This window comes from Caballeronia grimmiae (genome assembly GCF_000698555.1).
GTDB lineage: Bacteria > Pseudomonadota > Gammaproteobacteria > Burkholderiales > Burkholderiaceae > Caballeronia > Caballeronia grimmiae.
The window spans coordinates 108606-129588 of the sequence record NZ_JFHE01000012.1 but is presented as its reverse complement, the minus strand read 5'-3'; the positions used below and the strand labels follow the sequence as shown (position 1 = coordinate 129588).

Sequence of the window (20983 nt, the reverse complement as noted above, 5' to 3'; positions counted from 1 at the left end):
CGCGGAGTAGCGCCGTGCGATGAAGTCATCGCAAAACAGCACTGCCGTCGTCACGCGCTCCAACGTCGTGTCCGAATTCGGACAGTCGGATTATGCGACGAGGGATTTGTCAGAAACGCCGTGCCAGTGCATCGGCGGCCCGGGTTGCACCTGCAACGCGGTTACCCGCAGTGACGAGCGCGCTACTCAAATCAGCGTCTCGTCGGCTTCGCAGGGAGATCGTCTGCGTCATTCCACATGCAAATTGACGGCCGCCTCACATGGCGCTCCGTCCAGCACCATAGCCCACAGTCCAACTACCTCACTAAACCCAACGCGCGAATACCATTTGCATACCGTTACTAGCGTTGCTCGAACCGCCGCTCAGCTTCTTGAATTTCCTCCTGAAACACGGTCACTACCGCACGGCGCCGCACTCCGACGCGACGCACAGACTGTGCTCTTATCGACCACACTTACTCGCGCACCTAATGCACGCATGAAGACCATCGGCGCTGGTATCAGGAGGCAGCCACCGAACTACGTTTAACGGACCCGGTAAAGACAGTAGGAGAAGGCAATGCGGCGTGCGGCGTGCGGCGTGCGGCAAGCGGCAAGCGGCAAGCGGCAAGCGGCAAGCGGCAAGCGGCAAGCGGCAAGCGGCAAGCGGCAAGCGGCAAGCGGCAAGCGGCAAGCGGCAAGCGGCAAGCGGCAAGCGGCAAGCGGCAAGCGGCAAGCGGCAAGCGGCAAGCGGCAAGCGGCAAGCGGCAAGCGGCAAGCGGCAAGCGGCAAGCGGCAAGCGGCAAGCGGCAGACGGCAGACGGCAGACGGCAGACGGCAGACGGCAGACGTGTCGGCGGAAGCGGAAGCGGAAGCGGAAGCGGAAGCGGAAGCGGAAGCGGAAGCGGAAGCGGAAGCGGAAGCGGAAGCGGAAGCGGAAGCGGAAGCGGAAGCGGAAGCGGAAGCGGAAGCGGAAGCGGAAGCGGAAGCGGAAGCGGAAGCGGAAGCGGAAGCGGAAGCGGAAGCGGAAGCGGAAGCGGAAGCGGAAGCGGAAGCGGAAGCGGAAGCGGAAGCGGAAGCGGAAGCGGAAGCGGAAGCGGAAGCGGAAGCGGAAGCGGAAGCGGAAGCGGAAGCGGAAGCGGAAGCGGAAGCGGAAGCGGAAGCGGAAGCGGAAGCGGAAGCGGAAGCGGAAGCGGAAGCGGAAGCGGAAGCGGAAGCGGAAGCGGAAGCGGAAGCGGAAGCGGAAGCGGAAGCGGAAGCGGAAGCGGAAGCGGAAGCGGAAGCGGAAGCGGAAGCGGAAGCGGAAGCGGAAGCGGAAGCGGAAGCGGAAGCGGAAGCGGAAGCGGAAGCGGAAGCGGAAGCGGAAGCGGAAGCGGAAGCGGAAGCGGAAGCGGAAGCGGAAGCGGAAGCGGAAGCGGAAGCGGAAGCGGAAGCGGCGGACAGTCAAGTGGTAACAAGGCACCCACGACAGGCCCAACGACCGCTATGGAGGCGTGCCGGCGCAGGCAGAAACCACCTCCGGCCTAGCGCGGTTGTTTCTCCTACGAACGGTGGGCGCTACTTAGTACCCAGCTCGGCAGGATACGCCTGCGGCGCTTCCCAGTGACTTGGACCATCATGGGTGCCTCGCCGCGCCAATTACGTTGCCGTGAAACACAGGAAAAGCAACCGCGAATTAAAAAACGACAATCAAATCAGTTAGATATCGAGCATATCTCGCCTTGTTTCACGCTTTACAGTCGATTCCATAGTCTCCGCACCCGTCGCAGGCCGCATTGCGGTGTCTTTCGCGAACTTCGTTGCGGCGATGCGTCCCGCTGTATCGAATGACACAGATGTCGTGTATTGCGCAGATGGGTTATCTGCGTGGCAACAGCTCTCGATGCTATCGAGCGACGGGGAGACACGACTGCTCGCACCGGTCGTTAAGTCCGGCACCGCTTCTTACGCGCGTCGTCTCTGCAGACTCCGATACGGCTCTCCCGACTTGAATCGTTCGAATCGAACGCTTGCGTCGGTCAATGCTCCGAGCGTGGCCCGTCGCAATTGATAGTCGTATAGCGATACCATCGCCGCTAGCTGATCGAACTCTTCAAGGTCCACACACCAACGACCTGAGCGCTGACCGCCGTCGAAAATCCTGGCCATCATAGCGTCGGTGTCGAACAAGGCATCCTCGGGAAAGTGTCCATGTCCCGCCTCGGCCAAAAACGCGGAAATGAGCATCACTTCGGCCAATTGTTGGGCCGGGGCAATGTCGGAAGCGCCTGCACGCAGCGCCTCCAGCGAAAGATGCGCGAGCAGAGCGAGTTCATCGGCCACCGCACGCGGGATAGGAAGCAACTGCGCCTTGGTCAGGCGTTTCTGCGCGGCTTGGGCAGAGCGCCCGAAAGGGATGGTAGTTGACATACGTCGATCGTTGGTTGACCTGTACCGGTTAACGATATCGACGCAGGAAACTGAAGGGTCGATCAAACGCTTAGTGACCGCTGAGAGAAAGTTCGCCTGTGTGCGTGGCGAACATCGCTGTGCGAGGCGGTAAGGGTCAACCCTGCGGTGGGCGTCGTTCCCACGGAGGCGGTCGTAGGACTCGAGGGAAATACGCTTCGCCCGTACCGCCGCACAGCTGCGTAAAACAACTGCTTCCCCAGCTTTCTACGAGGCCCACGTCTCTCTGAAGCTATGACACGCGCATTCGCCGTTAGCAACGTTCAAACGGAATCAGCTACCCGTACGAGTTCATGTATGCGCGGTCGTCTGGATGGCGCTCTCGCTCTCGTCCTGCATTCAAGCTGGCAGCTTACCCAAGCGGTAAATGCTCCCGTTGCCGCTATGGACCGCACCATAGGCTGACGGCCGAGCAACTAACGGTCATCTTTGATCCGAGTCCTACCGCCATGCGTTTAATCAGAACGCGTGACCCATACGAAGTCGGCACCAAATTCCCGCCCACTTTACAACGCGCTTTTCACTGCGGCGCTCTCAGTTCGACGCGAGAGAATGCTGACCGTTGTCGCATCGAATCTCAGCTCCAGCCGCAAGGCGGTCAGGCTCGCTAGCGTGGCGTCGAAGCGAGAGCGAAGGCGAGCCTAACTACTTTGTCGAACGTTTCCGCTAGCTGAACGTATCTGAATTCTGAACGAAGGATAACGCCGCCCTGTAATGCAAGCATCTGCCCGCCGCGCCGCAGAACAAAGCATCGTTGTAGGCTTAGACAAAATCGAACGCGGACCGCTAGCACGCCCTTTCGCTTGGCCGCTTACCCGATAGACCTGCACGACATAGCAGTCGGAACGACTTCAAGATGTCGACCTTCCTTTTGTTCGGTGCTACGGCTTCGGCCGCGGAGCATCGCAGTTGAAGGGGGGCGGATGTACGTTAACGTGAAGAACCAATTCGACAGAACTATCTGTCTTCATATTGCGACGGCAGTTTGTGCGCGATCGGCTACCGAAAGACAACCGTTCCCAGGCGCAAAGTTCGGGTCGAGCCACGCTTTGCACGCCGAGACTTTTAAAAGCATGGCGTCTGTCTACTGGACCTTAGCGCCTATCGCCTATATCTCTGCCGCAGATCGAAGCTGAGGAAAATTACTTAGGCATCCATGACATTAAGCGACTAGACAACCGAATCGAGATGAACTAGCTTGAAAACGGTTGACCCCGGTCCATCACCGGTCCGCTCCAAGAGGAGGCGCCCATGCCAACCCAACTCAATCCGGCGTTGATCGAAAAGGCGCTCTCCATCACGGGCCATTTCGAGGACTCAGACGATCCCTTCGGAGCCGTATCGGGAAACTTCGACGGCATGGGCATCTCGCTCGGCGTCTTGCAGTGGAACATCGGTTCGGGATCGCTTCAACCCTTGTTAAAGGCGCTTTCCACCGACGAAATCCGCACCCCGTGCCCGACTTGCGGAGCGGACCTCATCCGGGCGCGCGGCCTGTCTCCGTCCGAGGGGCTCAAGATCGTGAATCAATGGCTGCCCGGCGGCAAGCTGCCCGCGACGATCAGGAACGAACTGAAGACGCTCGCGCATAGCGAACCCTTCAAGGCGCAACAGATCAAGGCCGCACAAGCCGTCGCGGCCCGCGCATACAAGACATGCGGAGAATGGTGCGCGGCCTGGAATCAGGAAGTCGATGCCCACGCGTTCTGCTGGTTCTTCGATGTCTATACGCAGAACGGCGGTATGAGCACGGTCACGCCGCAACAGGTGGACGCGTTCGTTCGCGACAACCCTCACAACGGCATCGACATGATCTGCTCCTGGCTCGATGACCGCGTGAGTCCGGAGCACGGATTCCGCGATGCCAACAAGAACGCGCAACTGTGGCGCAACGCGGTCCCGCAGGCCGCGACGCATCTGTTCTCAGCGTCTTTCCTGCGCGCGCAGCGATCGAAAATCGACTGGCGCGCGGACACGCTCAACCGGAAGGGCACCATTGCTGTCGGACAGGGCTGGGTGCATGGCGAGAAACAGCGCCTCGATCTGTGAGACTGCGGCGTTTAACATCAAGTCCGCGCTTACGCGACTTGATAGAACGGACTCCGTCATCGTGCTCCACTCGCCCGACGCGTTGCGCCGCCGTATCGGACGGCTGCTCGGGCCGAAGCTTCGGGTGGCGCATCGCCGTGTCGAAGATTAAGCCTGCATCGTGCGCGCGACAGTCGGCCTTATCGAAGCTGGAGCCGGACATGCGACGGAGTTGTTACGTACTCGCTGTTACTTGCGCATGCGCCCGGTCCGCGTTGATCTGCACTTTAGACCACGAGGCCGCGGGAGATACCTGAATAACGGATGAAGAGAGAACCAGGTCAGCCGGTCATCGAGATCGACTCGGATCTGCAGCAGGTTTCCGTCCTTAATGCGCCGGAACAGTTCGGTCCGCATTCGGGTCGCCCGTGACGAATCGCGCGAACTAATAGCGTTCAAGCGTGGGGAGATCGACAACGCCTCGACGAACTTGGCCAGTTCCGCCGGCAGATGCGCCATGACCCCCCCGCTCAGGTAAGTGAGTAAATCGCTGGAACGCCACGCGACATCGTCCAGCAGCGCGCACGATGCCCCATGCTATTTGCCTCGATGTCCAGAAGGCTCGCATTGCGCGCCGTCACGGCACGCATGAACCCTCGGCATCGTCAGCGAAGTGTCTTACTGAGATAACGAAGCACGTTTCACCGCGGCTGAGACAACGTTGCGCGAGTGGTGCAGTGACATCCTCCGCGACCGCAGGCTTACCAGGTAACGAAACATCACCCAGCAACTCGCCTATCCGTGCGCGGCCACGTCTCCTCACTCATCCCTCAGAGTTCGCAAAATACATCAACTCACACTCCATTCTTCGTCCCCATTGCCCGGCCCACGCCACAACCAATCAATAGTCACAGGGATAACTCCTGACGCGCGATATCCGCTCACCCCTGCCGGTCTTCCGATGCCTCCTCTGGACTCTTCTCGTGCGGCTTGACGGTCGACCGAATGATCATGATCTTGTTCAGCACATCGAACCAAAACGGTGCGCCGAGCGTGACCGCGAAGGCCGTCAGCAGCCAGCCGAGCGGCTTCATAAAATACCCGTGATATTCGCTCCAGAAACTCTTTCGAGTGCTAGTCGGCGGTTCATTCTCATTGAAGACAAAGTCCCATCCAACAGGAAGCCGAAGACTGTCGATCTGCGCCTTAACGTCGTCGAAGTTAGCGGGCTTCCCGAGTTCGTCTTTGGCGATGGAACCTGCTTGCGCCACGATAGCACCGCGTTGCGTTTCATTGCGGTACAGATAATCGGCGAGCGTGAGCGTATCGATATTGAAGCCCACCGAAATCGCGAGTCCGATCCAGAACAACACCCATTGGGTCGAGCGTCGGTATCGTCCGGAGACGCGATCCATCGCGCTGTCGTACCAGCGCTCGAGATTCTCTCTAGCTTTAGCGAGGTCGTCGTTCGCGGTATCGAGAGAGGCGAGAACGGCGCGCTGCACGGCGGGGTTATCGATCATCGCAAGCTGGCCGCGAATGCCCGCGACGGTCGCGGATTCCGTCGACACCAGCGCGCGCCCCGGACCGCGCGCAACAATGTCCATCAACGCGGCCGCGAAGTTTTCTGCCGGTATATACGATGGCAGCGTCTTGCCGCGTGTCAGCGCGCCCGCTGTCTTACCCGGCGCCGGCGACGCGTACTCCCCGTTGAACAGGCTAAAGACGAGCGGATGCTCATAGAACGCTTTGGCGAGGCTCTCGCCCCTGGGATCGAACAGCAGCTCGCGGATGCCATTCTCCAGATACGAAGCGCGCGTCTTCAAGTAACCCTCCAGTCCCTCACGCAGCGCGGTGCACATGAGACTCAGCAGCACATAAAGGAAGACGATGCCGATGGCGACTTCGAGTATTGCCGAGTTGAACATGGCGCCCCTCATGGTTGGGGGTTGAAAGCCGCCAGGCAGGCGATGGCGAGAGGAGATGAGCGGGACAGCGCTCGAATCAGGGTAGTCCATATTCCAGGCAAGAGCGAACGAGTGTGTGCGCTCCCGTACTAAGGCTTGGTTCGATGCTCTTGGCATAAGATAGGGCAACGAACTAATTTCCGAGACACGCGCTGCGCGCGACACGTCAAACCGGAAACGCGGTCGTCGACAAAATCTCCCGCAACACCACGAACGTGCGTATTTGCCGTACGCCCGGCAGATAGAGCAGCTTCTCCGCGTGCAGCCGATTGAAGCTGTCGCTGTCGCGTGTGCGGATCAGCATGAAAAAGTCGAATTCGCCGGTGACGACATGACATTCCATGCAGCCCGGCACCTTCTGCGCTGCCTTCTCGAATGCGGTGAACGACTCGGGCGTCGAGCGATCCAGCACCACGCCGATCAGCACGAGCATGCCGGCGTCCAGCGCCTTCGGATTGAGCAGCGCGACGGTCGCACGGATGAGGCCCGCTTCGCGCAGCCGTTCGACGCGCCGCAGACAGGCGGGCGGACTCAGATTGACCTTCGCCGCGAGCGCCACGTTGGAAATGGAGGCGTCGCGCTGAAGCTGTCGCAGGATCGCCCGGTCGACGCGGTCCGTCTGAAGCCGCTCTTGCACGGGTGCGGTTTTTTTCATTGCGCGAGATCCGGGTGGGAAGAAATGAACGTGCGCTAAACGACACGCGCCCCTTCGGAAATTAAGCCAAGCGCATTTTTTTCGCAACGCGCCTTCGAGCCAAATTATCTACGATTGACCGTAAGGCGTCGCCGATGCGCGCGGCTGCCGTGACCCAATATCGAGGATGCCGACCATGAACCTGCAACGTTTCCCGCGTTACTCACTGACCTTCGGGCCGACGCCCATTCAGCCGCTCAGGCGTCTGAGCGCGCATCTGGGCGGCAAGGTCGACCTGTATGCGAAGCGCGAGGATTGCAACAGCGGCCTCGCGTTCGGCGGCAACAAGACGCGCAAGCTCGAATACCTGATTCCCGAAGCGCTCGCAGAGGGCTGCGACACGCTCGTTTCCATTGGCGGCATTCAGTCGAATCAAACCCGGCAGGTGGCCGCAGTCGCGGCGCATCTCGGCATGAAATGCGTGCTCGTACAGGAAAACTGGGTCAACTACTCCGATGCCGTCTACGACCGCGTCGGCAACATTCAGCTCTCGCGGATGATGGGCGCTGACGTGCGGCTCGTGCCGGACGGCTTCGATATCGGCATCCGCAAAAGCTGGCAGGACGCGATGGACAGCGTGCGGGACGCGGGCGGCAAGCCGTTTCCAATCCCGGCGGGATGCTCGGACCATCGGCTGGGCGGGCTCGGTTTCGTCGGTTTCGCGGAGGAAGTGCGGCAGCAGGAAGCAGAACTCGGCTTCCAGTTCGACTATATCGTCGTGTGTTCGGTGACGGGCAGCACGCAAGCGGGCATGATCGTCGGGTTCGCCGCCGACGGCCGGGCGCGGCGCGTCATCGGTATCGATGCTTCGGCGAAACCGCAGCAGACGCACGAGCAGATCACGCGCATCGCGAAGCACACGGCGGAACTCGTCGAACTGGGGCAGGACATCACCGGCGACGACGTGATCCTCGATACCCGCTTCGGCGGCCCCGAATACGGCTTGCCGAACGAAGGCACGCTGGACGCGATCCGCCTTTGCGCGCGCCTCGAAGGCGTGCTGACCGATCCCGTCTACGAAGGCAAGTCGATGGACGGCATGATCCAGATGGTGCGAAACGGCGAATTCCCCGAAGGCTCGAAGGTGCTGTACGCGCATCTCGGCGGCGTGCCGGCGCTCAACGCATATAGCTTCCTGTTCCGCAACGGCTGAGCGCGCTTTACCTCCCGCGTAATCGACGCACGCCATTCAGAGGCGCAAGCTCAGGCGTGCGACATCACAACGGGAGCTTCGAAATGACCGCTTATGCGATTGGCCATCTACATGAAGTCGACATGTGCGCGGACATCGTCGAGTATCTGGAGCAAATCGACGATACGCTCGCGCCGTTCGGCGGCCGCTTCATCATCCACGGCGGACAATGCGAACTGCGCGAGGGCGAGTGGAAGGGCGATCTCATCGTGATCGCTTTCCCCGATCTCGCGCACGCCCGCGACTGGTACGCATCCGATGCATATCAGCGCATTCTGCCGCTGCGCACGCGCCACGCACGCGGCGCGGTGTTTTTTATCGATGGCGTCGATGCCTCGCACAAAGCCACCGACATCCTGCGTTAGCGGGCCGTCATCGGCTACGGTCTAAACTTGCGGTTTTCCGTCTCCGGCCTCGCCCAACTTGTCATATCACCGGGCATGGTTGATACTCGAAAGTTGCACCCACCCCGTACGTCGACTTAACGGTTTCGCTAATGAGCACAATTCTTGAAAGCCTTCCGACTGGGCAAAAAGTCGGTATCGCATTCTCAGGCGGCCTCGATACGAGCGCCGCGCTGCACTGGATGCGTCTGAAGGGCGCGGTGCCCTACGCCTACACGGCCAATCTCGGCCAGCCCGACGAAGACGACTACGACTCCATTCCCCGCCGCGCGACGCAATACGGTGCAGAAGGCGCGCGCCTGATCGACTGCCGCGCGCAGCTCGTCGCGGAAGGCATCGCCGCGCTCCAAGCCGGCGCGTTCCATATTTCGACGGCCGGCGTCACGTACTTCAATACGACGCCGCTCGGCCGCGCCGTGACGGGCACCATGCTCGTCGCCGCGATGAAGGAAGACGGCGTCAACATCTGGGGCGACGGCAGCACGTACAAGGGCAACGACATCGAGCGTTTCTATCGCTACGGCCTGCTCGTGAATCCGGACCTGAAGATCTACAAGCCGTGGCTCGACCAGCAGTTCATCGACGAACTCGGCGGCCGCGCGGAAATGTCGGAGTTCATGCGCCAGTCGGGCTTCGAGTACAAGATGTCCGCCGAAAAGGCGTATTCGACGGATTCGAACCTGCTCGGCGCGACGCACGAAGCGAAGGATCTGGAAAGCCTCGAATCGGGCATCCGCATCGTGAATCCGATCATGGGCGTCGCGTTCTGGCGCGACGACGTGAAGGTCGATCGCGAAGAAGTCACCATCCGCTTCGAGGAAGGCCACCCGGTGGCGCTCAACGGCAAGACGTTCACGGATGCCGTGGAGTTGCTGCTTGAAGCAAACCGCATCGGCGGGCGTCACGGTCTCGGCATGAGCGATCAGATCGAGAACCGCATCATCGAGGCGAAGAGCCGCGGTATTTATGAAGCGCCGGGGCTGGCGCTCCTGCATATCGCGTATGAGCGCCTCGTCACCGGCATTCATAACGAAGACACCATCGAGCAGTATCGCGAGAACGGCCGTCGCCTCGGGCGTCTGCTGTACCAGGGCCGCTGGTTCGATTCGCAGGCGATCATGCTGCGCGAAACCGCGCAACGGTGGGTTGCGCGTGCGATCACCGGTGAAGTCACGCTCGAACTGCGCCGCGGCAACGACTATTCGATCGTCAGCACGAAGTCGCCGAATCTGACGTATCAGCCGGAGCGTCTGTCGATGGAAAAGGTTGCGTCGACGTTCTCGCCGCGCGACCGCATCGGCCAGTTGACGATGCGCAATCTCGACATCACCGACACGCGCGACAAGCTGCGTATCTACGCGCAAGTCGGCCTGCTCACGCCGGGCGAGTCGTCGGCGCTGCCGCAAATCAAGGGCGACAGCGAGTAACGCGGTTCGCCGGTCCAGCCGGATGAGCACGGCGCGTTCTGCGAAGCCGCGCTCATCCGCGTATCCTGTGCGTCTGTCCTACTGACCGCAGGAGCCGCACTTGACTCGATTGACCATTGCGCTCGTCGGCGCAGGAAGCATGGGGTCGGCCGTCGGCAAGCTGTTGAGCGCGTCGGGCACGCGCGTGCTGACGACGCTCGAAGGCCGCAGCGCCGCCAGTGCCGCGCGTGCGCGGGAAGCCGGCATGGAAGACGCGACGCTGGACGAACTCGCCGCGTCGGATTTTATTCTATCCATCGTGCCGCCCGCCGTGGCGCTCGACACCGCCGAACGTCTCGCGCCCGCGCTCACACGAGCCGCGAACAAAGCCGTTTACATCGATTGCAACGCGATCAGTCCGCAGACGGTTGCGACCATCGCGCAGACCGTGGATGCCACGGGCGCGGCATTCGTCGATGGCGGGATCATCGGCATGCCTTCATCGCCGAAGTTCTATTTCTCCGGGCCGCACGCGCCGCTGGCAAGCGCGCTGGGCGACGCCGGCCTCGCGGTGCGTCTGCTCGACGGGCCGGTCGGCGCGGCGTCGGCGCTCAAGATGTCGTATGCAGGCATCACCAAGGGACTCACCGCGCTCGGCTCCGCGATGTCGCTCGCGGCGATGCGCAACGGCGCGGGACAGGCGCTCTTGGACGAGCTAGCGGAAAGCCAGCCGGAAATCTCCGCCTGGCTCGCGAGCAACGTGCCGCGCATGCCGCCGAAAGCGTATCGCTGGGTCGCGGAGATGGAGGAGATCGCGGCGTTCATCGGCGACGGCTTCGCGGAGCATCGCATCTATGAAGGCGCGGCGGGACTATACGCACGGCTCGCGACCGACAAGACCGCCACCGATGCGCTCAGCCGCTTCTTCAGCGAGACCGCCCGATGACCGCGAGACATGCGGTCGTGCGATTTCCTGCGTATCCTTTAACGATGATGCAGGCACGCAGGTCCGGCCTCTCCGTCACATTTTCCATCGAAGCAAAAATCCTGGCTGGCGATCAAGCCGGCTTGGCCATCTTTTTAGCAAGAGGTGCTCAATGACCGCAGGAACGTATCAGAACACACGTCTTTATATCAACGGCGAGTGGTGCGACGCAGAGGGCGGCGCGACCATCGACGTGCTGAACCCGGCTACCGGCGAGAAAATCGGCACGGTCGCGCGGGCCAGCATCCGCGATCTCGATCGTGCGCTGGCCGCCGCGCAAGCCGGCTTTGCAACGTGGCGCAGGATGACGGCGCTCGAGCGCGCATCGCTGATGCGCAAGGCCGCCGCGCTCGTGCGCGAACGCGCCGATTCGATCGCCCGCCTGATGACGCAGGAACAGGGCAAGCCGCTCGTCGAAGCGCGCATCGAGGTGAACTCGGCGGCGGACATCATCGAATGGTTCGCAGATGAAGGGCGACGCGTCTACGGACGTATCGTGCCGCCGCGCAACATCAACGCGCAGCAGACGGTCGTCAAGGAGCCGCTCGGTCCTGTCGCGGCCTTCACGCCGTGGAATTTCCCGGTCAATCAGGTCGTGCGCAAGCTGTCGGCCGCGTTGACGACGGGCTGCTCGTTCATCGTGAAGGCGCCGGAAGAGACGCCGGCATCGCCCGCCGAGCTGATTCGCGCATTCGCCGATGCTGGCGTGCCGAACGGCGTGCTGGGCCTCGTGTTCGGCGATCCGCCCGAGATTTCGAAGTATCTGATCTCGCATCCGGTCATCCGCAAGGTGACGTTCACCGGTTCGACGGCGGTCGGCAAGCAACTGGCCTCGCTGGCCGGCCAGTACATGAAGCGGGCGACGATGGAACTCGGCGGCCACGCGCCGGTGATCGTCGCGGAAGATGCGGACGTCGAACTCGCGGTGAAGGCGGCGGGCGCGGCCAAGTTCCGCAACGCGGGGCAGGTGTGCATCTCGCCGACGCGCTTCCTCGTCCACAACAGCGTGCGCGATGAATTCGCGAAGGCGCTGGTCAAGCACGCGGAAGGGCTGTCGGTCGGCGATGGCCTCGCCGAAGGCACGACGCTCGGGCCGCTCGCCAACGCGCGCCGCATCACCGCGATGACGAGCGTGATCGAGAATGCGCGCAAGGCCGGCGCGACGGTGGCGACGGGCGGCGAGCGCATCGGCAGCGCGGGCAATTTCTTCGCGCCGACCGTGCTCACCGACGTGCCGCTCGAAGCCGACGTGTTCAACAACGAGCCGTTCGGCCCGGTCGCGGCGATCCGCGGCTTCGATTCCCTGGAAGACGCGATCGAGGAGGCGAATCGTCTGCCGTACGGTCTCGCCGGGTATGCGTTCACGCGTTCGTTCAAGAACGTGCATCTGCTGACGAACCAGCTCGAAGTGGGCATGCTGTGGATCAACCAGCCCGCGACGCCGTGGCCGGAAATGCCGTTCGGCGGCGTGAAGGATTCGGGCTATGGTTCCGAAGGCGGACCCGAGGCGCTCGAGCCGTACCTCGTCACGAAGTCGGTGACGGTGATGGCGGTCTGACGTTCGTGTCCGGCAAGTAGACGCGTCGCCCGCGCGAGTGGATTCGCGCGGGCGGCGTCGTCAGGCATACACGTACCGCACCAGATGGAAAAACACCGGCGCGGCGAAGCAGATTGAATCGACGCGATCCAGCATGCCGCCGTGTCCGGCAATCATCGATCCCCAGTCCTTCGCGCCGAGCGAGCGCTTCACCGCCGACAACACGAGTCCGCCGACGAATCCCGCCAGCACGGTCGCAAGCGACATCAGCAACGCCGCGCCGAAGGTGAACGGCGTCACACGATACAGCGCCGCACCGCATAGCGTCGCGAGCAGGCCGCCGCCGATTCAACGCGATCGACGGCATGCTCGCCCGGGAGCACGGTCAGAAGAGCACCTTGGGCGCGTATTTGAACGAACTGGGCGACGTGATATCCGATATCGCGCTGGTGCTGCCGTTTCTCGCCGTCGCCGGATTTGCGTCAGCGGACGTATGGCTGTTCGCGTTGACGGCGGTGATCGTCGAATGCGCGGGGCTGATCGGGCCGCTCGTGGGCGCGAGCCGTCGTTATGACGGCCCGTTCGGCAAGAGCGACCGCGCGCTCGTCATCGGCGCGTTTGCGTTGTGCATCGGCATGGGACTGGGCATCGGCGCCATCGGCGTATGGCTGTGGCGCGCGCTGATTGCGATGGCCGCGCTGACGGCGATGCGTCGCGTGCGCGCGCGTATCGTCGAGGCTGACGGCCGTTGATACGGCTATGCGACCGCGCGAGCGATCAGCTGATATACACGAGCTGATTCTCGTGCGCGTCCTCGTGACGGAACCAGCTAATGCGTCCCGCGCGCACGTCGAGCAGCACGTCGTCGATGCCGTTCACTTCGATGCCATCCGTGCGGCATGCGGCGATCGTCGCGAACGAATAGCCGGTGCGCGCGATTTGCCGCTTGAGATCCATCAGACGCTTGATCGCGCCTTGCCTTGAGGTGAAATATCGGGTCATTGAGCCAGCGAAACGTCCGATCGCACGAAGGCCGAAGCGTAGGGCGAATGGTCGGACAATTCTGTGCGGTAGGCGACGCAAGCCCGTATGCGACACTGCACGGCATGAGCGTGCGCTCGAAACAGCACTCAAGGACGACGATGAACGACGTGATTCTCCCCGAGGACGACTACGGCGCCACGCTCGGCGACGTGCTCGCGCTACTGGAGCAGGGCCGGCAAGCAGCGGCGCGCAGCATCAATGCGCTGATGACGGCGACCTACTGGCGCATCGGGCATCGCATCGTCGAGTTCGAGCAGGGCGGGGCGGGCCGCGCGGCCTACGGACAGGCGCTCTTGCGCCGGCTTTCCGCCGATCTGACGACGCGCTTCGGACGTGGTTTCGGCGTCGACAATCTGGAACTGATGCGGCTCTTCTATCAGGCGTATCCGGCGGCCACGAGCGAGGCCATTTCCGAATCGCCGAATCGGAAATCGGCGACGGCCCCGAACGCAAAATCCGAATCGGCGATTCGGAATTCATCGCTCGCGCAAATAGCCGAGCGATTCCCGCTTTCCTGGACGCACTACGTCCACCTGATGCGGCGCACGCGCTCCGACGACGAACGCCGCTTCTACGAGACGCAAGCCTTGCACGGCGGCTGGAGCGTCCGTCAACTCGACCGGCAGATCGGCAGCCAGTTCTACACCCGCACGCTGATGTCACGCGACAAGCGCGCGATGCTGGAGAAAGGCGGCATTGCGGAGCGCGGGGACATCGTGACGCCCGAAGAGGCCATCAAGGACCCGTATGTGCTCGAGTTTCTCGACCTCAAGGACGAGTATTCGGAAAGCCAGCTCGAGGACGCGCTGATTCACCGGCTCGAAGACTTCCTGCTCGAACTTGGCGGCGACTTCACCTTCGTTGGACGGCAGCGCCGCTTGCGGATAGGCGATAGCTGGTATCGCGTCGATCTGCTGTTCTTTCATCGGCGGCTGCGGTGCCTGGTGATCATCGACCTCAAGCTGACCGAGCTGAATCACGCCGATGTCGGACAGATGCACATGTACTGCAACTACGCGCGGGAGCACTGGACGCTGCCGGGAGAGAATCCGCCCGTCGGCCTGATTCTTTGCGCGCGGACGAATGCGGCGGTCGCCCGCTATGCACTCGATGGCCTGCCGAACAAGGTGCTCGCAGCGGAGTATCACATGATGCTGCCGGACGAGAAGATGCTTGCCGAAGAGCTGACCCGGGTGCGCAGGGAGTGGGAGGCAGGAAGAGCGAGCGCCGGGGAAGGCGAATGAGCGCCTCGTTTCGACGATCGCTTCGACGAGCTTGAACGCCGCGCTGGATTGCCTATAGTAAGTCTGCGCGCGTAAGGGCCGGCACGCGTTCTCGAAGGCGGTTTCCCCTCGACCCTCTGCCGAAAAAGAAGAAGAGGAGGGTCAGCGTCATGTCCACCCATTTCGACCCATTGCAGCATGATGCCGTCGTGGCGCGGCGGGGCTTCTTCAAGCTGGCGAGCGTTGCCGCCGCTGCGCTCGCCACGGGGCCGTTGCGTATCGAAGGCGCACGCGCCGACGCATTGACGAAAGCCCAGCGCGAAAGCATGACGCCGGAACAGATCATTGGCGTCATGAAGCGGGGAAACGCGCGGTTCCGGAAGGGCGCGAGAAAGGAGCGAAACTATCTGCGCGAGCAGCGGGCGAGCGCCGCCGGGCAGTATCCCGCCGCTGTGCTGCTGAGCTGCATCGACTCGCGGGCGCCGGCGGAAGTCATCATGGATCTGGGTATCGGCGATATCTTCAATTGCCGCATAGCCGGCAACATCGAGAACGACGATATCCTCGGAAGCATGGAGTTCGCCTGCAAGTTGTCCGGCGCCAAAGTGGTCCTCGTGATGGGCCACACCTCATGCGGCGCAATCAAGGGCGCTATTGCGAACGCCGAACTGGGCCATCTCACCGGCCTGCTGGACCGGATCAAACCGGCCGTGCAGGCCACCGAATACGACGGCGATCGATCCGGGACGAACTACGCGTTCGTCGATGCCGTGGCGCGCAAGAACGTCGAGATGACCGTCGCCAGCATTCGCCGAGACAGTCCGGTGCTCGCCGGTCTCGAGACTGACGGCAAGATAAAGATCGCTGGTGCAATGTACGACTTGCGAACCGGCGGTGTGGACTTCTTCGGCTGATGCGCCTGGTTTGGTTCGTTGAGGGTTCCACGACGAGTGGCGTGCCGGCTCGATCAGCGTTATTCCCGCGCGCAGGTCTTCGCAAACCACGACCGGTAATGCCGCGCCGGCATCCAGAAGCGATGCGGCAACAAATGCGGGATGATAGCAACAGCGGGCTGTTGCTCTAGCCGGAAGGGACATGGAGCGTATCGCCTCCGCTGATTCGCTTACACATATCTCATGCGGCCCCGGCGCGGGTCGAGCTAATACCGACACGTCGAGAAGCAAAGACCCAGACCAAACATCGGAGACGAAAGACAAATGCAAGAGAAGAAAGACCCAGAACCCCAAGGCTTCGCAAGAGGCCTGACGAACTACGGCGACCGCGGCTTCGCCCTATACCTGCGCCGCTCGTTCGCGAAATCGATGGGCTATTCAACCGAGTTGCTGAAGAAACCCATTGTAGGGATCGCCACGAGCGGTTCGGGCTTCAACAACTGTCACCGCGCGATGCCCGAACTGGTCGACGCAGTCAAACGCGGCGTGCTGGCCGCCGGCGGTATGCCGATCGATTTCCCGACCATCTCGCTGGGCGAAGTCTTCCTGAATCCGACGTCGATGATGTTCCGCAACCTCATGAGCATGGACGTCGAGGAAATGTTGCGCGCCCAGCCGATGGACTCTGTCGTGCTCATCGGCGGTTGCGACAAGACGGTGCCCGCCCAACTGATGGGCGCCGCCGCCGCCGATATCCCCGCCGTGCAGCTCGTCGTCGGGCCGATGATGACCGGCCGTCACCAGGGCGAGCGCCTCGGCGCCTGCACTGACTGCCGCCGCTTCTGGGGCAAGTTCCGCGCGAACGAAGTCGGCGAACAGGAAATCGATCAGATCGAAGGGCGTCTCGCGACCACCGTCGGCACATGCGCCGTCATGGGCACCGCCAGCACCATGGCGTGCATCGCCGAAACGCTCGGCATGTCGCTGCCGGGCACCGCCGCCATTCCCGCCGTGCACGCGGACCGCATCCGCGCAGCCGAAGCAAGCGGCGCACGCGCCGTGCAGCTCATCCGCGACCCGCTGCGGCCAAGCCAAATCATCACCGACAAGTCGGTCGAGAACGCGCTGCGCGTGCTGCTCGCCATCGGCGGATCGACCAACGCGATCATCCATCTCACGGCAGTGGCGGGGCGGCTCGGCATCCCGGTGTCGCTCGAACGCCTTAACGCCCTCTCCGATGAAACGCCCGTGCTCGTCAACCTGAAGCCGACCGGCGAGCACTACATGGAGGACTTCTTCGCAGCCGGCGGCATGACGGCCGTGCTGCGCGAACTGGAGCCGCAACTACATCTCGACGCCATCACCGTTACCGGCGAAACGCTCGGCGAGCGTATCGCGGCGGAACGCGAGGCCTGGGTCGATCACCGCATCGTGCGCAAGTCGTCCGATCCGGTGGAGCCGCAAGGCGGGCTCGTCGCGCTGTTCGGCTCGCTCGCGCCGCGCGGCGCCATCCTCAAGCGCTCCGCCGCCGACAAATCGCTGTTCGAGCAGGAAGGGCGCGCGGTCGTGTTCATATCGCTCGAAGATCTGGCGGCGCGTATCGACGATCCCGAACTCGATGTCGATGCCAACGATATCCTCGTGCTGCAGAACGCCGGCCCCGCGAGCGGCACCGGCATGCCCGAAGCGGGCTATCTGCCGATCCCGAAGAAGCTCGCGCAACAGGGCGTGAAAGACATGCTGCGCATCTCCGACGCACGCATGAGCGGCACAGCGTACGGAACCATCGTGCTGCACGTGACGCCGGAAGCGGCGCTCGGCGGCCCGATCGGGCTCGTGCGCAACGGCGATCGCATCCGCCTTTCCGTGCGCGAGCGGCGCATCGATCTGCTCGTCGATGAAGCGGAGCTGGCGCGCCGCGCGAAGGACGTATCGCCGCCGAAACGCATCGCGCGGGGCTATCAGAAGCTGTATCAGGAGCACGTGCTGCAGGCCGACGCCGGATGCGACTTCGACTTCCTGCAGGCGGCGTCTAAAGACGACGCTTCCACCGGGGGAAGCTGAGTCGACAAGAACGCGCGAAGGGCATCGGAACGCGCGCCGTATAATACGCGCCCGCGCCTCCGATGACGCGCACTGGCACTGGACCCGGTTCCTTCGAACCGGGTTTTTTCTAATCCGAACTCCTGCTGCAAACAGCTCGAAGCAACAAGCAAGGCCCCGCGTGGATGACCTTTTCCAATCCGTGAACGCGTTCTTTGCGTTCATCGCGCCCGTCTCCGACTTCCTCTGGGACTTCCCCACCAACATCAAGGCGTACTCGCGAATCCCGGTGCTCGGGCAGTTTCCATTCGCGATCCTGCTGCTCGTCGGTGTCGGCATTCACTTCACGATCCGCACGCGCTTCAGCCAGACGATGAACGTCGGCAAGATCGTGCGCATCATGCTGCGCAGGCAATCGTCGAATACGGGCGTGAGCGCGCTCGCGTCGTTCATGCTCGGACTCGCGATGCGCGCGGGACCGGGCAACATCGTCGGCATCACGGGCGCGATCTCGGTCGGCGGGCCGGGCGCGCTCTTCTGGATGTGGGTCGCCGCTTTCTTCGGCATGGCGACGGCCTTCATGGAGTCGACGCTCGCGCAATTGTTCAAGGAGAAGAAGCAGGACGAATTCGTCGGCGGTCTGCCCTTCTATGGACGGCGCATTCTCGGCGGACGACGCTTCGTCGGCACGCTCCTGTCGCTCGTGTTCATCGTTTATGCGCTGTTCAACGTGCCGCCGCAAACGTTCAACGTCTTCACGGCGATCGGCACCATCGCCGATACGGTGGCCGGCACACATCTCGCACGGCAATCGACGGTGTATTACTTCATCGCGGCGGGGCTCGTGGTGGCGTGCGCGTTCATCATCATGGGCGGCATTCGCCGCGTGACCGCTTATACCGATGTCCTCGTGCCGATCAAGGCGACGCTCTTCTGCGTGATGTCGCTCGTCATCATCCTCATCAATCTGCCGCTGATTCCTTACTTCTTTCACGAAGTCGTCGTCGGCGCGTTTGCACCGCATGCGTTGTTCGGCGGCGCGATCGGCACGGCGCTCGCGCAGGGCGTCAAACGGGGGCTGATGTCGAACGAAGCGGGGCAGGGCACGATCACGATGGCCGCCGCCATCGCCGATAACGATCACCCTTGCGAACAGGGCTTCGTGCAAAGCCTCGGCGTGTTCTTCGATACGATGGTCATCTGCACGATGACCGGCTTCATCGTCGTGATGGCGCACGTCTGGACCGGCACCGTCGATGGTCAGGCGTGGGAATCGGTGCGTGCGTCGAAGATCACGGTGTATCTGGCGTCGGTGGAGGCGCTCGTGCCGGCGTGGGCCGGCGATGTGATTCGCATCGTGATGTGCGTCTGCTATGGCCTCTTCGCGTTCACGACGCTGCTCGGCATGATTTCTTTCGCTGAAATATCGGCGAATTACATCTCGCGCAGCTCGCGCTTCATCGCCGGAATACGCGTGCTGGGGTCGCTCGTGTTCGTGCCGTTCGGCGCGCTGACCGTGCTCGCGGGGCTCGAACTGCCGAACCTCTGGGCGCTGTCGGATCTGATGAACATCGTGATGGTGCTGCTCAACGTGCCGATCGTGCTGCTCGGGCAAGGGCTCGTGTACAAGGCGCTCGCGCATTATCGGGCCACGCGCGGCGGGCCGTTTGTTTCCGATGACATCGGCGTGCGGACCGAGTACTGGTCGGCACGGAAGGGTCGCGATACGGAAACGCAGGCGAGTGAGGCGGGCCGCGTCGAGGCTTGAAGCACGCACTGCTCCGTTGCATCGGCAGATTGCTGTCATCGGACGGGAATAGCGCAACGCACGCAATGTGCTGCGGCTGCTCCGGTCGATGCGACGGAAGCAGCGGCATCGACTCCTTGCGGGCGGCGGCGCCGGCCTGAGCGGGGTCTTCCCTCTACACGCCGTACACCGCCAAGACGCAGGGCGTCGTAAGTTGTAAGCAGGACGTGTGTCCGCGCGATGCCGCGTTAGTTCGGCGTCGCGCGGTTTTCTAATCGCTTGCAAGGGGGATGCTGACGGGCGAACAGGTTATGCGTTGCGCAGCATCGGATCGCACAGAACGCCCGCATTCAGGGTGGCGAAACGGCCCGAGTCGCAGCGTCACTCGCCCGTCCCATCCACGAAACTTCTCAACAAATGATGCGCGATCGCAAACGGCTTCGGCGCCGACAGTCCGTCCGCGTGCGTGCCGCCGAGCATCGCGGCGACCTCCGCGCGCGTGAACCAGCGCGCATCCTCCAGTTCCTTCTCGTCGATGCGAATCTCCGTGTCCGTTGCCCGCGCGAAACAGCCGATCATCAGCGATGAAGGGAACGGCCACGGCTGCGACGCGAAGTAGCGCACATCCGAGCAGCGAATGCCCGCTTCTTCGAGTACTTCCCGATACACCGCATGCTCGAACGTCTCCCCGGGCTCGATGAAGCCCGCGAGCGCCGAATACATTCCCGGCGCGAATTGCGGCTGGCGGCCGAGCAGGCAGCGCTCGCCATCGGTGACGAGCATGATGACGACGGGATCGACGCGCGGAAAATGCTGCGCCCGGCAGTTGCCGCAAATGCGCCGCCAGCCCGCGCCGGCGTCGTCGGTCGGGTGGCCGCAGTTCGCGCAGAAACGATGCCGGCGATGCCAGTCGAGCATCGAACGCGCTTCGCCGAGCGCGCTGACGATGGGCGCGTCGACGAGTCCTTGCATCGCGACGGGCCGCAGTTCTATCGCTTCGACCGGCACGGCTTCGAGCGCGCTGGCTGCGGTTTCGACGCTGGTGTCGAGCGCGCAGGCGAAGAGCGCGCGTCCGTCCGTGTCGCGGCCCAGCAGGACGGTTTGAATCGGCGTGCCGAACTTCGCGGCTTCTTGCGCGGCGAAAAGCGCATCGTGGCCCTGAGTGCGCTTGAACAGCGGCACGTCCTTCACAAAGAGCAGAAAGCGCGTGGCGGGATCGTCGCGAAGGCGGGCGACGAATGCTTCGTCATCGCGTTTGTCGGACATGCGGTCGAGCGGATCGAGCGTGAAACCGATGGCATGAGGCGGCGTGGGCATGATGGAGTGGGTTGGAGCGGCGGCGCGCGCCTGGGAGAGAAGTCCAGCGAGCATCCTAGCGAAGTTGACGCATCCT

The 20983-nt window shown here is 62.8% G+C and carries 17 protein-coding genes and 2 pseudogenes; 12 read left to right on the top strand and 7 right to left on the bottom strand.

The features are described from left to right. The first annotated feature begins 559 nt into the window (after positions 1–559). Complete coding sequence (locus BG57_RS33790) at positions 560–1585, top strand: hypothetical protein (protein ID WP_052005825.1); 1026 nt, start codon at positions 560–562, stop codon at positions 1583–1585. Positions 1586–1923: 338 nt separating this feature from the next. Here the strand turns inward: BG57_RS33790 and BG57_RS15210 are convergent, their stop codons facing one another. Further along, positions 1924–2388 (bottom strand): hypothetical protein, encoded by a 465-nt coding sequence (locus BG57_RS15210; RefSeq protein WP_035965571.1) that lies wholly within the window; start codon positions 2386–2388, stop codon positions 1924–1926. A 1290-nt stretch (positions 2389–3678) separates the two neighbouring features. On the opposite strand from BG57_RS15210, the gene BG57_RS15205 reads away from it, so the two are divergent. Beyond that, the gene (locus BG57_RS15205) at positions 3679–4476 is read left to right on the top strand and encodes a hypothetical protein (protein WP_035965565.1); all 798 of its coding nucleotides are present in this window, start codon (positions 3679–3681) and stop codon (positions 4474–4476) included. A 228-nt stretch (positions 4477–4704) separates the two neighbouring features. Here the strand turns inward: BG57_RS15205 and BG57_RS34435 are convergent, their stop codons facing one another. From BG57_RS34435 to BG57_RS15190, 3 genes are all read right to left on the bottom strand, one after another. Further along, a complete protein-coding gene (locus tag BG57_RS34435; protein WP_035965557.1) occupies positions 4705–4974 on the bottom strand; it encodes a hypothetical protein in 270 nt (89 codons plus the stop codon). A 422-nt stretch (positions 4975–5396) separates the two neighbouring features. Then, positions 5397–6551, bottom strand: a complete 1155-nt coding sequence (locus BG57_RS15195; protein ID WP_152562603.1) for a membrane protein insertase YidC — start codon at positions 6549–6551, stop codon at positions 5397–5399. A 37-nt stretch (positions 6552–6588) separates the two neighbouring features. Further along, on the bottom strand, positions 6589–7077 hold the full coding sequence (locus tag BG57_RS15190) for an Lrp/AsnC family transcriptional regulator (protein ID WP_035965535.1): 489 nt from the start codon (positions 7075–7077) through the stop codon (positions 6589–6591). Between the two features lie 175 nt (positions 7078–7252). Between BG57_RS15190 and BG57_RS15185 the strand changes: the two genes are divergently transcribed. The 5 genes from BG57_RS15185 to BG57_RS15165 all read left to right on the top strand — a co-directional run bounded on the left by BG57_RS15185 (position 7253) and on the right by BG57_RS15165 (position 12661). After that, positions 7253–8269, top strand: coding sequence for a 1-aminocyclopropane-1-carboxylate deaminase (locus tag BG57_RS15185; RefSeq protein ID WP_035965837.1), 1017 nt, complete (start codon positions 7253–7255; stop codon positions 8267–8269). An 83-nt stretch (positions 8270–8352) separates the two neighbouring features. Beyond that, positions 8353–8673, top strand: a complete 321-nt coding sequence (locus BG57_RS15180) for a DUF1330 domain-containing protein (RefSeq protein WP_035965529.1) — start codon at positions 8353–8355, stop codon at positions 8671–8673. Between the two features lie 131 nt (positions 8674–8804). Further along, entirely contained in the window at positions 8805–10139 is a 1335-nt protein-coding gene (argG, locus tag BG57_RS15175) for an argininosuccinate synthase (protein WP_035965521.1), read from the top strand. Between the two features lie 100 nt (positions 10140–10239). Then, entirely contained in the window at positions 10240–11064 is an 825-nt protein-coding gene (locus BG57_RS15170; RefSeq protein WP_075583146.1) for an NAD(P)-dependent oxidoreductase, read from the top strand. A gap of 151 nt (positions 11065–11215) precedes the next feature. Then, a complete protein-coding gene (locus BG57_RS15165; RefSeq protein ID WP_035965504.1) occupies positions 11216–12661 on the top strand; it encodes an NAD-dependent succinate-semialdehyde dehydrogenase in 1446 nt (481 codons plus the stop codon). A 60-nt stretch (positions 12662–12721) separates the two neighbouring features. Here the strand turns inward: BG57_RS15165 and BG57_RS15160 are convergent. After that, positions 12722–12988: pseudogene (locus BG57_RS15160) on the bottom strand (phosphatidate cytidylyltransferase); the annotation flags it as partial. Between BG57_RS15160 and BG57_RS15155 the strand changes: the two are divergent. Then, positions 12979–13392, top strand: a pseudogene (locus BG57_RS15155) (CDP-alcohol phosphatidyltransferase family protein); the annotation flags it as partial. The pseudogenes BG57_RS15160 and BG57_RS15155 overlap by 10 nt on opposite strands. A 25-nt stretch (positions 13393–13417) precedes the next feature. Here BG57_RS15155 and BG57_RS15150 read toward each other — a convergent pair. Then, a complete protein-coding gene (locus BG57_RS15150; RefSeq protein ID WP_152562602.1) occupies positions 13418–13642 on the bottom strand; it encodes a hypothetical protein in 225 nt (74 codons plus the stop codon). Positions 13643–13782: 140 nt separating this feature from the next. On the opposite strand from BG57_RS15150, the gene BG57_RS15145 reads away from it, so the two are divergent. From BG57_RS15145 to BG57_RS15130, 4 genes are all read left to right on the top strand, one after another. Then, entirely contained in the window at positions 13783–14928 is a 1146-nt protein-coding gene (locus tag BG57_RS15145) for a PDDEXK nuclease domain-containing protein (protein WP_152562601.1), read from the top strand. 149 nt (positions 14929–15077) lie between these two features. Then, positions 15078–15821, top strand: coding sequence for a carbonic anhydrase family protein (locus tag BG57_RS15140; protein ID WP_035965493.1), 744 nt, complete (start codon positions 15078–15080; stop codon positions 15819–15821). A gap of 303 nt (positions 15822–16124) precedes the next feature. Then, entirely contained in the window at positions 16125–17864 is a 1740-nt protein-coding gene (locus tag BG57_RS15135; protein ID WP_035965491.1) for an IlvD/Edd family dehydratase, read from the top strand. A 160-nt stretch (positions 17865–18024) separates the two neighbouring features. Continuing rightward, a complete protein-coding gene (locus BG57_RS15130) occupies positions 18025–19611 on the top strand; it encodes an alanine/glycine:cation symporter family protein (protein ID WP_035965486.1) in 1587 nt (528 codons plus the stop codon). A 360-nt stretch (positions 19612–19971) separates the two neighbouring features. On the opposite strand, the gene nudC is transcribed toward BG57_RS15130, so the two are convergent. Continuing rightward, positions 19972–20907, bottom strand: a complete 936-nt coding sequence (gene nudC, locus BG57_RS15125) for an NAD(+) diphosphatase (protein ID WP_035965481.1) — start codon at positions 20905–20907, stop codon at positions 19972–19974. Positions 20908–20983: the final 76 nt, after the last annotated feature.